A 14,542-nucleotide genomic window follows, 5' to 3' on the forward strand; every position below is an offset into this window, starting at 1 on the left:
CGTCGAGCTCTAATATAGTATTGGTCGGGGAAAAGTCGTTCCTTCATAGAGCTCTTTTCCTAGTATTTGGCTTGAAGCACTAATTTTCTTCATTGCCTCACTTATGTACGAGCCTTGAATGCTTAAGGAGAGCGAGAGTTCGTAATTGGTGGTTTCGGCCACAACACGTTCACATTCTTCTTTGTATGAAAGCATTAAAGCGACAGTGATTGGGGAGTCTATAAAGTATCGTTTCTCATTATGATTAAGAGAACCAAATGGCGTGAAGTTGTAGCCATTGGTTTCAGCTAGGCTGACTATAGTATTGAAGGCTTCAATATCTTCCTGGCTCCCGATATCGGCAGCCCAACCCAGATGATGTTTTATTTCCTGGTAAGATAAAGTTTCGGTTCGCGACATAAATAACGCGACTTTTCTAGCATCTTGCTCCATCAGCGAACCTACTTCTTTCGCAAATGCTGTCCTTTTACCCGCACGGTGCGGCGTCTCGCTTTTGGATGTATAGCTTTCCATTTTCACGCGAGGTGTATGCGCAGTGTTATCCGCATCTACGACCGTAAGCGAATATCTATCGTAGGACGAGGTGGGATCGAATTTCTCGCTACTAATTATGGCTCTAGATTGTGAAAAAGCGCCCAAGGGAATATTGAAGCGTGGGGAATTAATAATGTCCTCCCATGCTCCGTCCGTTGTTTTTTTGTTTTCACTGACATTTATTTGTCTTTGGTATTCAAGTCCGTCCATGCGGTGAATTAAATTGAGTCTGTTCACCTCTTGTACCAATTCCAGAAAAGGTCGTATCTTTGGGTCTCTTTTTAATAATTCCGAGTTAAGTGCAGAGTTGGCCATCCCGGCAAGACAAATCAACCTATAGGGTAGTGAGTTTATATTGATCAAGCATTCAAAGGTAGATTCGCTGCTGAAGACATTAAAAGAGGCCTCGTTCGGAAAATTTTTATTGAAGATTGTTCTTAATTTGTGGAAGTTTTTTAAGCACTTATACTGGCGGGTATTTTCTTTGTGAGCTGTTGTTTGTCTATGTTTTTTTGCGCTGCGGTTTTTCAGGAAATTGGCAGCCGCGTGGCTTCGAGTGATTAATATATCGGGTAATAGCATTTTCATTAATCCCGACTCTTGAACTCTGTCTGCTGCTAAGAGCCATCCTATACAAACTTCCTCTGAGATTCCGGGTTCCAAGAGGAATCGATAATCCAGCGACTCAAATGTGACATGAAGCTGAGCTTCTCCATTAAATTTAGGTTTGTTTCTTTTGAGCCGTCCATCATTAGTCATGCTGGTTTTCAGTAACTCATTCATTTCATAGATACCCAACGGTCTTTTGAGTGACTCACTAAGCAATCTATAAATTTTATCCGAGCTCAAGAGTCTTTCTTTAAGAGTTAAGGATGTTGAATCTAATATGCTATTGAAAAGGGGGAGATAATAATCGTGGTCAAGTGCTGTTCGCTTCCAGGTGCATCTTTGCAAATCTCTCGTTTCCAGCACGGCTGATACAATTTCTTGAACCGTCGGATCTTCTAGTAGTTCCTGGCGATGTTCATTAATTATTTTAAGATAGATAGTGCAGAATCTATTTGAAGAATCTAAGAGGGTGTGGTCATCGTACTGGACACTCTCTACAATTCCTGATAGCCCTTTCCTCGGTTTTCTAGGGGCTTGCGGTATCGACGGTATTTTCGAAACCGTACTAATCAGATGCCTTCGGGACTTGGTGGACAGTTTGTTGAAATACTCTGGATGGTTGACTGCCCAGTTCAGAGTTGTTCTGAATATACTTAAGTAAGTGCGTAGTGAATTTGCCCCGATCTTTTCCTCTGTCACCAAATAGCCTTTGTACTCTTGTAGAACTGAATTCGGAAGAGTTCGGCAGTTAGAGAATTTAATTTCAAGGTAGGCGAAGAAGCGGATGAAAAGGTACAGAAAACCAATGGAGGTTTTATTGATTTTTTTGGCAATGACCGCAGATGTATAGTTAATCAATACGCTGCATAAAGGATCGCGCTTAAGATTTTCTGGTACGCGCAGTACAAGGTTATTTTTCTGACCAGCATCTTTTCCTGAGATGTATATTTCGTAGGTAGTGAGAGGAATCTGCATAGGATCTTTTTGCTTTTTAGTTTGCTTCTCAGTCGCTGGATTTCTTGGATTTTGCATTAATAATTCTCGTCTTCAATAGATAGATCTGTACGTATTGCGTCCCTCGCATGAATATTTGCTTCGAATATAATATAGCTCTCTGTGGTTTCACGCTTTTCATGGCCCATTTGATCTCTAACATACACCCATGGATCTATTCGTAGCTTGTAACAATGCTTTACTAGATTAGTTGCATAAGTGTGGCGTAAAGAATGAAATACAAGCGTTTTTGCAGATTCAAAGCTAATCATATATTCCGATTCTAGATCGTTTTTGGCTTTATTGTATTTGGTAACTGTTTTTTTAATCCTTGCTAGTCCACAGTCTTTTGCCGACTTGAACACTCTGCTTGCATGAGACTCCGATAAAAGTCCTCCATTAAAACTGCATATCAGATGTCCGTCTGGAACTTCTGAGCGACGACCTTCTAGAAAATTTTTGATGGCTCGCGTTATTTCAGGGTTAAAATCTACATATCGAAGCTTATTCCCCTTCCCAATTATAGGTAGTGTTACGCCTAATTCGTCGCGCTCCATAGCTTCTTTTAGAGCTTTGCGAATTGTCTTAGTGTTCAGGTTGAGAGGGGAGGTAACTTCGCTTGATCGAAGTCCGCAATGAAATCCTATTTTTAATACAAGCTCATCTCGCTCTCTCACAAAAGGTGTTTTTGCTTTTATAGAAGAGAGTAAATCCGCAAAAATTTCTTTGTGGATGTATTGTCTGAACAGTTGGAGCTTTGGTTTTGCACCGCGCACTTCTTGTTGTTTAGAGCTAGGTTCGGAAGAGTATTCATAGCTGAGAAAAATTTCAGTGTCTAAAATTCCAATGTTCTCGGCGGTTTTGTAAAAATCTTTAATGCTTACAATATTTCGTTCTATACTGTTCTCGGATAATATTTTCTTCTGACGTAAAGTTTTACCAAGATAGCTGGAGATTTGGCTGTCAGTTACGTACCGCCAATCAATCTCTTTCGCGTGAAGATCCTTGAAGTAGCCGCATAGGTCTGACGCCGTACTTTCTAGAGTTTTCGCACTAGCACCGGCCTTTGCTTTTTCAAGTAGATACAGGCTAGGGGCGACAACTATTGACTGCTCGCCCAAAATTCCATCATTCACAATAACATAGGTGTTAATCATGCCGCCCGACCAGTTCACGCCCTTAACAAATTTCTTTTTCATCGCTTAGAGCTACGCCTTGAAATTTTTTTCTTTGCATGCGTTCAACCCGCGCTGATAAGCGAGAGTGAGTGGAAGCTGCGATGGTTCACGAGCGGAATGCTATTAAGAGGAGTTGAAAATTTCAAGGACTTGTTTTTGCTTCTTTTGAATAAGCTGCGTATAGAGGATTAGCGGAAATATTATTTCTGAAATAAATATGTGAATATTGTAATTACAATCATTATATTAATGGCGTGGATTGATGAGTTTATTTGTAGGAACGTTTAAATGGTTTTTAACAGGCCTTGTGTGCTCTTCACTCCTTACATTCCTGGGGAGGGTAAGCAAGCTAGCCGTTTTTTTGATCTATATTCCAAGTGTCTATTTCTGAATAATTAGTAAGAATTGACAATCTGATTAGAGTTTTCACCCATATAAAAGATATAAACTGTAAGATCTTTTTGTTGCGTACGATTATCATTACCATCTTTAAAACCAGACGAGTGGTCATTTGACTCAATCCCAACTCCGGGTTTAAGCCTCATTTTTACGTCTGGAGCAGGATCCTGAATGCCTTCGGTGTATCCCTAATGCAGCCACTCCATCTAGAGACTTCGCGACTGACTTAGGCTGGAGGGCTCCGTTGCCTTAGCTTACTGCCTGCGAAGGGCTAGCTATGCTGTGCGCCTAACCCCGGGTCTACACCATAGAGGCTTGTATACGTCTGTATGCAGCTATTCGCCCCTAGCTCAATGTAAGCGCAATCCAAGCTATACAGGCCAACTGACTTAACCAAAGGAAGGACGTCGGTTATAAAAACCTCTGAATTGCTTCTTAGTGATCCCCAGTGTTCCAGCGCGTGTGGATCAAGAAATTGCCACTCAAAGCGTTGGTTAGCGGCGTCGGTGATAGGCAAAGTTCTTTTGCTAAGTGGCAGAGAGACCCTCGCAGCCGCAGCTGCAACACCAGCAGAATGGAAAAGGCTCCAAGGGGGAAAGCCGAAGCCCCTCTTGTTGAGTGAAAAGAGTGAATAGCCCTAGGTTGTGTCAACGTTTCTCAATTTTCGTTACGCATGCAGATAAACCTCGCCGATGCTCGGCACCAGGTTGTGCAGGTCCGCCTCGGCGCGTTTGAACACATCATCATGGCGCGTACAGTTTTTACGCCCGCCGGTTTGCCAGCATTGGCGTTGATGCCCGATTTGCCACGCCGGGACGATATGTTCCCATTCGATGCGTGCGGCACGGTTGGCATTTTTGCGCGGTACGTAACCGCAGGCTTTCAAATCCACCCGGTTGCCGGTGTATTTACAGCCACAGTAGAACTCCGTGGATTGCGGGGCGTAGAGCTTCCAGGCGACTTTCTTGGCCTCGCTGAAGGTTCGAGGCGCCTGGGCGTGGGCTGTAACGGCAAAAAACAGGCAAAAAACAGCAATAAAACGGCCACTCATTGAATCAATCTTCCTTCGGCACAACCCAGAAAATCTGCACGCCGCCGTCATCCCGGTAGGCGAGGGTGACGTTGTCGTTCTCCGCAATCTCCTCCAGCAAGCGCGCCCATTCGTCCTCCGGCTCATCCGGCAAGCGGAAGATCAAGGCCGCCTTGGCTTTTTGGGCATTGGTCGAATTGATGATTTTTTGCACGCGCACGGCAAGGCGTGCGTAGGCATCAGGTAGGGTCGGCGCTGCGGAAGAGGACGTTGCCACGGAGTATTCCTTAGTGTGCTGTACGGGCATACAGTATTTAACTGTTACGATTTTCGCAACTGCTTAAAATTCAGGTGGTTTGTCTGGCAGCGATTTGAGCGGGGTTATGCAGCGCGGGGAGTTGTATCGAGGTGTAAGAGGAGAGGTAGAGGCGGGTAAACCCGCCTCTACGCGTGTTACCGGGGATCAGTATTCCCAGAACATCCGTTGCAGCTCTTTGCTGTCCTGGGTCTTGGTCAGGGCAACCATCGCCAGAATCCGGGCTTTTTGTGGGTTCAGGTCATGTGCGGCCACCCAGTCGTACTTGTCGTCAGGCTGTTCGGCATTGCGCAGAACGAAACCGCCGGCATTCACGTGGGAAGAGCGAATGATCTGCACGCCTTGCTTGCGCAGTTCCTGCAGGGCAGGCACCACCTTGGAGGACACCGAGCCGTTGCCGGTACCGGCATGGATGATGGCTTTGGCGCCAGCCTGGGCCAGGGCTTTGACAGCGGTGTCGCTCACGTTGCCGTAACCGTAGGCGATTTCAACGTCCGGCAGGCTCTTGATGGTCTTGATGTCGAATTCGGAATCCATGGTGTGACGCTTGGCAGGCAAGCGGAACCAATAGGATTTGCCTTCAACCACCATGCCCAGCGGACCCCACGGGCTCTTGAACGCTTCAGTCTTGATGTTGATCATTTTGCTCACGTCGCGACCCGATTGGATCTCGTCGTTCATGGTCACCAGCACGCCCTTGCCGCGCGCGTCTTTGCTGCCGGCTACGGCCACGGCGTTGTACAGGTTGAGCATGCCGTCGGCCGACATGGCGGTGCCTGGGCGCATGGAACCGACCACCACGATGGGCTTGTCGGTTTTTTCCACCAGGTTGAGGAAGTAAGCGGTTTCTTCCAGGGTGTCAGTACCGTGGGTGATCACGATGCCGTCCACATCTTTGCTGTCGGCCAGCTCGGCAACACGGCGACCCAGTTGCAGCAGGTTTTCGTTGTTGATGCTTTCGGACGCAATTTGCATTACTTGTTCGCCGCGTACGTTGGCGATCTGACTAAGCTCAGGCACGCCGGCGATCAGTTGTTCGATGCCGACTTTGGCCGCCTGGTAGGTGGCACTGTTGGCCGCACTGGCGCCGGCGCCAGCAATGGTGCCGCCCGTGGCGAGGATCACCACGTTGGAGAGTTTGGTCTTGGTTTCAACTTCCTTTGCCTGGGCGGCAACGGGGAACAGCAGCAGGAGGGCGAGGGCGCCAGGAACAAAAGTTTTCAGTGCAGATTTCATTATTTTTCTCTCTGGTTTTTGATGAGTGCTGTAGCAGGTTCACCGAGAACACCCGGGCGGTTCTGAACGCCCAAGGTGCTTAGAAAGAGCAGGATTTGTACCAAGCCAATGATCTTCGCGTTTATAAATTAACGTGTTGATTTAAAACAATTTATATTGATATTTAAGAGGATTTTCCAGCGTGGTTGTCCGGCATTCCGAACGGCAAGGCAATATTGCGTTCGGTTGTCCGAAAACTATGATGGAATATCAACAGTTGCTGTATGACTAAAGCGTCACAGCCTGTCGTTTTAGAGAGCGTCTGAGAGACGTTGACATTTAATCCTGCGACCCGCAGAGCGTAAGGGAAGGTAACCGAGAGCTTGGATGAAAGGCGCAGTTCACCCGTTGACAAATCTCGACAAGGTTCTCATAGTTTGATCAACGCAAACGTTTGCGAGATGTTTCATAGTGCAAGCGTTGCTCACAATAATCATAAGATCGGAGTGAACCCATGAAGCTGCCATTTGCTGGACGTCTTCTTGCTGTCGCTGTGCTTGCTGCCGCATCCGCTGCTCTGCCCCTTTCCTCTGCTTTTGCCGATGACGCCGCCGCCAAACCCAAGGTCGGCCTGGTGATGAAGTCCCTCGCCAACGAATTCTTCGTGACCATGCAGGACGGCGCCAAGAAGTATCAAAAAGACCACGCCGCTGATTTCGACATGATCACCAACGGGATCAAGAACGAAACCGATACCAGCGCGCAGATCGATATCGTCAACCAGATGATCCTCGCCAAAGTAAACGCCATCGTGATTGCTCCGGCGGATTCCAAGGCGCTGGTGACGGTGCTGAAAAAAGCCTCGGACAAAGGCATCAAGATCGTCAACATCGATAACCGCCTGGACGTGGATGTGCTGAAAAGCAAATCCTTGGATATTCCGTTCGTTGGCCCTGACAACCGCAAGGGCGCGCGCCTGGTCGGTGAGGAACTGGCCAAGCACCTCACCAAGGGTGATGAAGTCGCCATCATCGAAGGTGTATCCACCACCACCAACGCCCAGCAACGTACCGCAGGTTTTAAGGATGCGATGGATGCCGCTGGCATGAAAATCGTTTCCACCCAGTCGGGTGAGTGGGAAATCGACAAGGGCAACTCGATTGCCGCGGCGATGCTCCAGGCAAACCCGAATATCAAGGCACTGCTGGCCGGTAACGACAACATGGCACTGGGCGCCGTCTCCGCCGTGCGTGGTGCAGGCAAGGCCGGCAAGGTACTGGTTGTAGGCTACGACAACATCGAAGCCATCAAGCCGATGCTGCAAGACGGCCGTGTACTCGCGACGGCCGACCAGGCTGCTGCCCAGCAAGCGGTGTTCGGTATCCAGAACGCGCTGAAGCTGGTCAAGGGTGAAAAAGTCGACGCGGTTGACGGCATGATCGAAACCCCGGTCGAACTCGTCCTTAAGAAGTAATCCTGGCAGCACCCAACAGCGCCCGCTCGTCCTGAGCGGGCGCCTGGAGATTTTCCTATGTCATCTTCCGCCCCGAACGCTGTCCTCTCGGTCAGCGGTATCGGCAAGACCTATGCCCAACCGGTGCTGTCCGACATCACCCTGACGCTCAATCGTGGGGAAGTGCTGGCGCTGACCGGTGAGAACGGCGCAGGTAAAAGCACCTTGTCGAAAATCATCGGCGGGCTGGTCACGCCGACCACCGGGCACATGCAGTTCAATGGCCAGGATTACCGGCCCGGCAGTCGCACCCAGGCTGAAGAGCTGGGCGTGCGCATGGTCATGCAGGAACTCAACCTGCTGCCGACCCTGACCGTGGCCGAAAACCTGTTCCTGGACAACCTGCCCAGGAACTGTGGCTGGATCAACCGCAAGCAACTGCGTAAAGCCGCGATCGAAGCCATGGCCCAAGTGGGCCTGGATGCGATCGACCCGGACACCCTGGTGGGCACGCTGGGCATTGGCCATCAACAGATGGTCGAGATCGCCCGCAACCTGATCGGCGACTGTCATGTACTGATCCTCGACGAACCCACGGCCATGCTTACGGCCCGTGAAGTCGAGATGCTTTTTGAACAAATCACTCGCCTGCAGGCTCGGGGCGTGGCGATCATTTATATTTCCCACCGGCTTGAAGAACTCGCCCGTGTTGCCCAGCGCATTGCCGTTCTGCGCGACGGCAAACTGGTCTGCGTCGAGCCGATGGCCAACTACAACAGCGAACAGTTAGTGACCTTGATGGTCGGCCGCGAGCTCGGTGAGCACATCGACTTGGGGCCGCGCACCATCGGCGGCCCGGCCCTGACGGTCAAAGGCTTGACCCGTTCGGACAAGGTTCGCGATGTGTCCTTTGAGGTGCGTGCCGGTGAGATCTATGGCATTTCGGGCCTGATCGGCGCCGGCCGCACTGAACTGCTGCGTCTTATCTTTGGTGCCGACCTGGCCGACAGCGGCACCGTGGCCCTGGGTTCGCCAGCCCAGGTGGTGAGTATTCGCTCGCCGGTGGACGCGGTGGGCCACGGCATCGCGCTGATCACCGAAGACCGCAAGGGCGAAGGCCTGCTCTTGACCCAATCCATCAGCGCCAACATTGCCTTGGGCAACATGCCGGAAATCTCCGGTGGCGGCGTGGTGAACAGCCGCGACGAAACTGCCCTGGCCAAGCGTCAGATCGACGCCATGCGCATCCGCAGCTCCAGCCCGGCGCAGTTGGTGTCCGAGTTGTCGGGTGGCAACCAGCAGAAGGTCGTGATTGGCCGCTGGCTGGAGCGCGACTGCGCGGTAATGCTGTTCGATGAGCCAACCCGTGGCATCGACGTCGGCGCCAAGTTCGACATTTATGCCTTGCTCGGCGAATTGACGCGCCAGGGCAAAGCGCTGGTGGTGGTGTCGAGTGACCTGCGCGAACTGATGCTGATCTGCGATCGCATCGGTGTGCTGTCCGCCGGGCGCTTGATCGAGACCTTCGAGCGCGACAGCTGGACCCAGGACGAATTGCTCGCCGCCGCCTTTGCCGGCTATCAAAAACGTGACGCGCTGCTCAATGACGCAGTGCTTAGGGAAACCCCATGAAAACCACCTCTTCCCCGGGCAAAACCGGCGGCAACTTCTACGGCCTGGGCACCTACCTGGGGCTGGCCGGCGCCTTGCTCGCGATGATTGCGCTGTTCTCGGTGCTCAGCGACCACTTCCTGTCCTATGACACCTTCAGCACCCTGGCCAACCAGATCCCGGACCTGATGGTGCTGGCGGTGGGCATGACGTTCATCCTGATCATCGGCGGCATTGACCTGTCGGTGGGCTCGGTGCTGGCATTGGCCGCCTCGGCGGTCAGTGTGGCGATTCTCGGCTGGGGCTGGAGCGTCTTGCCGGCGGCGTTGCTGGGGATGGGCTGCGCCGCGTTGGCGGGCACCATCACCGGTTCGATCACCGTGGCTTGGCGCATCCCGTCGTTTATCGTGTCCCTTGGCGTGCTGGAAATGGCGCGCGGCGTGGCCTACCAGATGACGGGCTCGCGCACCGCTTATATAGGTGATTCCTACGCCTGGCTGTCGAACCCGGTGGCTTTCGGGATTTCGCCGTCGTTCATCATTGCCTTGTTGGTGATCATCGCTGCGCAGTTGGTATTGACCCGTACTGTATTCGGTCGCTATCTGATCGGCATCGGCACCAACGAAGAGGCGGTGCGCCTGGCCGGTATCAACCCCAAGCCTTACAAGATCCTGGTGTTCAGCCTGATGGGCCTGTTGGCCGGCGTGGCGGCACTGTTCCAGATTTCCCGACTGGAAGCGGCGGACCCGAATGCCGGCTCCGGCCTGGAGCTGCAAGTGATCGCCGCTGTGGTGATCGGCGGCACCAGCCTGATGGGGGGGCGTGGTTCGGTTATCAGCACCTTCTTCGGTGTGCTGATTATTTCGGTACTGGCCGCCGGCCTTGCGCAGATCGGTGCGACAGAGCCAACCAAACGCATCATTACCGGCGCCGTAATCGTGATTGCCGTGGTCCTCGACACCTACCGCAGCCAGCGCGCCAGTCGGCGGGGCTGAACCATGGCAACGATCAAGGATGTGGCCGCGCTTGCAGGTATCTCCTACACCACCGTATCCCATGTGGTGAACAAGACGCGGCCGGTCAGCGAGCCTGTGCGCATTAAGGTGGAAGCGGCGATCAAGCAGCTGGACTACGTGCCGAGCGCGGTCGCGCGCTCGCTCAAGGCCAAAACCACTGCGACCATCGGCCTGCTGGTGCCCAACAGCCTTAACCCGTATTTTGCCGAGCTGGCGCGGGGTATCGAGGATTACTGCGAGCGTAATGGCTATTGCGTGATCCTCTGCAACTCCGACGATAACGCCGAAAAGCAGCGCAGCTACCTGCGGGTGCTGCTGGAAAAGCGCATCGACGGCCTGATCGTAACCTCGGTGGGCGGCGACGACAGTGGCCTTGCCGCAGGCTTGAGCGCAGTGCGCACGCCCATGGTGATTGTCGACCGCGCATTGGACGGCATTGATGTCGACCTGGTGCGCATCGACCACGAACAAGGCGCTTACCTGGCGACCCGGCATTTGCTGGAGCTTGGTCACCGCGACATCGCCTGCATTGGTGGCCCCAGCCATACCCGCGTGGCACAGATGCGTCTGGCCGGTTATCACCGTGCACTGCGTGAAGCGGGTGTGGAAGTGGCGGCCAATCGCACCCAGGAAAGCGATTTCACCAGCACCGGTGGTTATGCCGCAGCGGTACAGCTACTGTCGGAAAACCCGCCCAGCGCGATTTTCGCCAGTAACGATATGATTGGTTTCGGTGTGTTGCGTGCAGCAGCCGAACGCAATATCCGTGTGCCTGGCGAGCTGTCGGTGATTGGTTTTGACGATATTCAAATGGGCCGCTACGTGTACCCGGCGCTGACGACGGTCGGGCAGTCGATCGTGCAACTGGGCGAGACGGCGGCCGAGCTTTTACTGCGACGAATTGCAACCCCCCAACTGCCGATCGATCAGCGCATCGTGACGCCGAGCATTGTTTTGCGTGAGTCGACGGCGCCGTTTGCCGGTGTGTTCGCCCAATACCGCTGAACCGAATTGATGAGTACTGATGTATGCCAGCAAAAGTAGTGGTAATAGGCAGCTTGAACATGGACTTGGTCACCCGCGCCAGTCGCTTGCCGCGCGCCGGTGAAACCTTGATCGGCCAGACGTTTTCCACCGTGCCGGGCGGCAAGGGCGCCAACCAGGCGGTGGCGTCCGCGCGCCTTGGCGCTGAGGTGGCGATGATCGGTTGTGTGGGCACGGATGCCTACGGCGCTCAATTGCGTGATGCATTGCTGGTGGAGGGCATCGATTGCCAGGCCGTCAGCACCGTGGATGGCTCCAGCGGCGTGGCGTTGATCGTAGTAGATGACAGCAGCCAGAACGCGATCGTGATCGTGGCCGGCAGCAACGGTGAGCTTTCGCCCGCGTCGTTGCAGGCGGCTGACGCGGTCGTGCAGGCAGCGGACGTCATCGTCTGCCAGTTGGAAGTGCCGATGGACACGGTTGGCCATGCGCTCAAGCGTGGTCGTGAATTGGGCAAGACCGTGATCCTCAACCCGGCACCGGCCAGTGGCCCGTTGCCGGAGGAATGGTATGCCTCGATCGATTACCTGATCCCCAACGAAAGCGAAGCCAGCGCCCTGAGTGGCGTGACGGTCGACTCCCTCGACAGCGCCAAGGTGGCTGCGATGCAACTGCTCAAGGCGGGTGCCGGCAAGGTCATCATCACCCTTGGCGCCCAAGGCGCGTTGTTCGCCGATGGCAAGGGTTTCGAGCACTTGCAGGCGCCCAAGGTCAAGGCAGTGGACACCACGGCTGCCGGTGACACCTTTGTCGGTGGCTTTGCCGCGGCGCTGGCCAATGGCAAAAGCGAAGCCGAGGCTATCCGGTTTGGCCAGGTCGCAGCCGCGCTGTCGGTCACGCGGGCCGGCGCCCAACCCTCTATTCCTACGCTGCAGGACGTACAAGGTTTTATGCCCTCATGAAAAAGACACCATTGCTCAATATTGCGCTGTCACGCGTGATCGCATCCCTCGGCCATGGTGACATCCTGGTGATCGGTGATGCCGGCCTGCCAGTGCCGCCAGGCGTCGAGTTGATCGACCTGGCGCTCACGCAAGGCATTCCGGATTTCATCAGCACCTTGCGCATTGTGCTCAGCGAGATGCAGGTAGAAAGCCACGTGTTGGCCGAGGAAATCCTGCTCAAGCAGCCACCTGCGTTGACGCCACTCAATGTGTTGACCGAACAGGCCGCCTTGGGCGAGCGCCGTTTGGTCAGCCATGAAGAATTCAAGCAGCTCAGCCGCAAGGCCCGCGCCGTGGTGCGCACGGGCGAGTGCCAGCCGTATTGCAATATCGCGCTGGTGTCCGGCGTCACCTTCTAGAGTTTCCCTACGACAAGGAGTGTTTCATGCAACGTGATCTCCCAACCCTGAAAAACCTATTTCGGAGTGTCCTGCTTTTGTCCGCACTCACCGCAGCCAGCGCCCAAGCGGCGGAAAAAATCGACCTGATCATCGACACCGACCCAGGCGCCGATGACGTCGTGGCGTTGTTGTTTGCCATGGCGTCCCCGCAGGAACTGAGCATTCGCGCGCTGACCACCGTTGCCGGTAACGTGCGCCTCGACAAGACCTCCCGCAACGCGCGCCTGGCCCGCGAGTGGGCAGGGCGCGAGGACATCCCGGTGTACGCCGGCGCGCCACAACCCATGCTGCGCACGCCGATCTATGCGGAGAATATCCATGGCAAGGAAGGTATTTCCGGTGTCGCTGTGCATGAGCCGAAAAAAGGCCTGGCCGAAGGCAATGCCGTTGACTACCTGATCAAGACCCTGAGCACCGCCAAGCCTCACAGCATCACCATCGCTATGCTCGGCCCACAGACCAACCTGGCACTGGCATTGACCCAGGCACCGGAGATCACCCAAGGCATCAAGGAAGTGGTGGTGATGGGCGGGGCGCATTTTAATGGCGGCAATATCACCCCGGTGGCTGAGTTCAACCTGTTCGCGGACCCGATCGCGGCTGAAATCGTGCTCAAAAGTGGCGTCAAGCTGACTTACCTGCCGCTGGACGTGACCCACAAGGTGCTGACCAGTGACGCGCGCCTGAAACAAATTGCCGACATCAAGAACAATGCGAGCAAGGTGGTGGGCGATATTCTCAATGAATACGTCAAGGGCGACATGGAACACTACGGCATCCCGGGTGGCCCGGTGCATGACGCTACCGTGATTGCCTATCTGCTCAAGCCTTCCCTGTTCAGCGGCCGTGAAGTCAATGTGGTGATCGACAGCCGCGAAGGCCCAACCTTCGGCCAGACCGTCGTAGACTGGTATGACGGCCTCAAGCAACCGAAGAACGCATTCTGGGTTGAGAATGGCGACGCCCAGGGCTTCTTCGATCTGCTGACCGAGCGCCTGGCGCGTCTGAAGTAAAGCGTTTGCCGGTCGGCGCTCGCCGGCCGGGTCTTATTCGCGCCCGGGGTGATGGGCGCCCATATGATCGGCCGGGTATTTCTCGAATACCTGGCCGATGAAGGCCTGTGCGGCCTGCGTGCCGAGCTCCTTGACCAGCAGGTCGATTCCGATGATGGCCAACTCCTCCGTGCTTCCGGGGCTGTAGGAGCTTTGTCCTTGAGGCCACTTGGCTTTGATGTCGGCTTGGAGGGTTACGGTGCTCATGGTCGGGGCTCACGGGGCTGGGATGCTGGGCAATGCGCTGGAACGCGGTTCTAACCGGGGCAGTTAACCATTTTTGCGTGGCGTTTGGCAGTGCTACTTAGGCATGAGACGTTTCGAAATGCGGCCGTTGCTGTGCGACACTGTTGCCCCAATCAATTGCCGGGGACACCAGGTGCAGATCGATTTGAACAACCCCGAGAATCTCACGCTGGACGCCGTGCGTGAATTGCTCGCGAGTGCCAGTGACGACGAACATACCCAGTTGCGGGTGACCAAGGGCGGAATCGCCTATATTTCGTCCGGCATGGCCGTAGGCGGTGTCGACATCGACGGCCTGCTGTTTCGCCTTGAGACCTGGGCCAAAGGTTCGGGTTATGTCGGTAACGTCGCGGCCAGCGATGAAGTCTGGGTCCGGCAGATTTTCAATGCGCTCCAGCAGAATTGGCCAAAGCCACCGTTTGACTACATCGACATCTACTGAATTCGTTCATATCTGGTGACGATTGATCAAGCGAATGCTCGCCTTGAGTCAGGCAGACT

The 14,542-nt window shown here is 54.0% G+C and carries 13 protein-coding genes and 1 pseudogene; 8 read left to right on the plus strand and 6 right to left on the minus strand.

Going from position 1 to position 14,542, the window contains the following annotated elements:
- Positions 1–9 precede the first annotated feature (9 nt).
- From P5706_RS11145 to P5706_RS11165, 5 genes and pseudogenes are all read right to left on the minus strand, one after another.
- On the minus strand, positions 10–2,175 hold the full coding sequence (locus tag P5706_RS11145) for a hypothetical protein (protein WP_285679279.1): 2,166 nt from the start codon (positions 2,173–2,175) through the stop codon (positions 10–12).
- Positions 2,175–3,335: a tyrosine-type recombinase/integrase gene (locus P5706_RS11150; RefSeq protein ID WP_285679280.1), complete on the minus strand. Its 1,161-nt coding sequence runs from the start codon at positions 3,333–3,335 to the stop codon at positions 2,175–2,177. The genes P5706_RS11145 and P5706_RS11150 overlap by 1 nt, the downstream gene beginning before the upstream one ends.
- A 1,060-nt stretch (positions 3,336–4,395) precedes the next feature.
- Positions 4,396–4,764 (minus strand): annotated as a pseudogene (locus tag P5706_RS11155) (endonuclease); the annotation flags it as partial.
- A 4-nt stretch (positions 4,765–4,768) separates the two neighbouring features.
- Positions 4,769–5,020: a DUF1654 domain-containing protein gene (locus tag P5706_RS11160; RefSeq protein WP_285679281.1), complete on the minus strand. Its 252-nt coding sequence runs from the start codon at positions 5,018–5,020 to the stop codon at positions 4,769–4,771.
- Between the two features lie 186 nt (positions 5,021–5,206).
- Positions 5,207–6,295, minus strand: a complete 1,089-nt coding sequence (locus tag P5706_RS11165) for an asparaginase (RefSeq protein WP_056861272.1) — start codon at positions 6,293–6,295, stop codon at positions 5,207–5,209.
- A 493-nt stretch (positions 6,296–6,788) separates the two neighbouring features.
- Here P5706_RS11165 and P5706_RS11170 point away from each other — a divergent pair, with 493 nt between their 5' ends.
- The 7 genes from P5706_RS11170 to P5706_RS11200 are packed head-to-tail and all read left to right on the plus strand — an operon-like array spanning position 6,789 to position 13,756.
- Positions 6,789–7,748 carry a sugar ABC transporter substrate-binding protein gene (locus P5706_RS11170; protein ID WP_138814698.1) on the plus strand — a complete coding sequence of 320 codons (960 nt, stop codon included), beginning with the start codon at positions 6,789–6,791 and terminating at the stop codon, positions 7,746–7,748.
- Positions 7,749–7,805: 57 nt separating this feature from the next.
- Positions 7,806–9,359 carry a sugar ABC transporter ATP-binding protein gene (locus tag P5706_RS11175; protein ID WP_065911833.1) on the plus strand — a complete coding sequence of 518 codons (1,554 nt, stop codon included), beginning with the start codon at positions 7,806–7,808 and terminating at the stop codon, positions 9,357–9,359.
- Entirely contained in the window at positions 9,356–10,333 is a 978-nt protein-coding gene (locus P5706_RS11180; RefSeq protein ID WP_017138769.1) for an ABC transporter permease, read from the plus strand. The genes P5706_RS11175 and P5706_RS11180 overlap by 4 nt, the downstream gene beginning before the upstream one ends.
- A 3-nt stretch (positions 10,334–10,336) precedes the next feature.
- Positions 10,337–11,359: a LacI family DNA-binding transcriptional regulator gene (locus tag P5706_RS11185; RefSeq protein WP_099487414.1), complete on the plus strand. Its 1,023-nt coding sequence runs from the start codon at positions 10,337–10,339 to the stop codon at positions 11,357–11,359.
- A 23-nt stretch (positions 11,360–11,382) separates the two neighbouring features.
- Positions 11,383–12,300, plus strand: coding sequence for a ribokinase (gene rbsK, locus P5706_RS11190; RefSeq protein WP_285679282.1), 918 nt, complete (start codon positions 11,383–11,385; stop codon positions 12,298–12,300).
- The gene (gene rbsD / locus P5706_RS11195; RefSeq protein ID WP_017138772.1) at positions 12,297–12,701 is read left to right on the plus strand and encodes a D-ribose pyranase; all 405 of its coding nucleotides are present in this window, start codon (positions 12,297–12,299) and stop codon (positions 12,699–12,701) included. Before rbsK ends, rbsD begins: the two co-directional genes overlap by 4 nt.
- Before the next feature lie 26 nt (positions 12,702–12,727).
- Positions 12,728–13,756: a nucleoside hydrolase gene (locus tag P5706_RS11200; RefSeq protein WP_285679283.1), complete on the plus strand. Its 1,029-nt coding sequence runs from the start codon at positions 12,728–12,730 to the stop codon at positions 13,754–13,756.
- 33 nt (positions 13,757–13,789) lie between these two features.
- Here P5706_RS11200 and P5706_RS11205 read toward each other — a convergent pair whose 3' ends face one another.
- A complete protein-coding gene (locus tag P5706_RS11205; protein ID WP_200432880.1) occupies positions 13,790–14,002 on the minus strand; it encodes a hypothetical protein in 213 nt (70 codons plus the stop codon).
- A gap of 172 nt (positions 14,003–14,174) precedes the next feature.
- Between P5706_RS11205 and P5706_RS11210 the strand changes: the two genes are divergently transcribed.
- Positions 14,175–14,483: a hypothetical protein gene (locus P5706_RS11210; protein WP_285682701.1), complete on the plus strand. Its 309-nt coding sequence runs from the start codon at positions 14,175–14,177 to the stop codon at positions 14,481–14,483.
- Positions 14,484–14,542 lie beyond the last annotated feature (59 nt).

Origin of the sequence: Pseudomonas sp. ChxA (genome assembly GCF_030263855.1) — a bacterium.
In the GTDB taxonomy this organism is placed as follows: Bacteria; Pseudomonadota; Gammaproteobacteria; order Pseudomonadales; family Pseudomonadaceae; genus Aquipseudomonas; species Aquipseudomonas fluorescens_CB.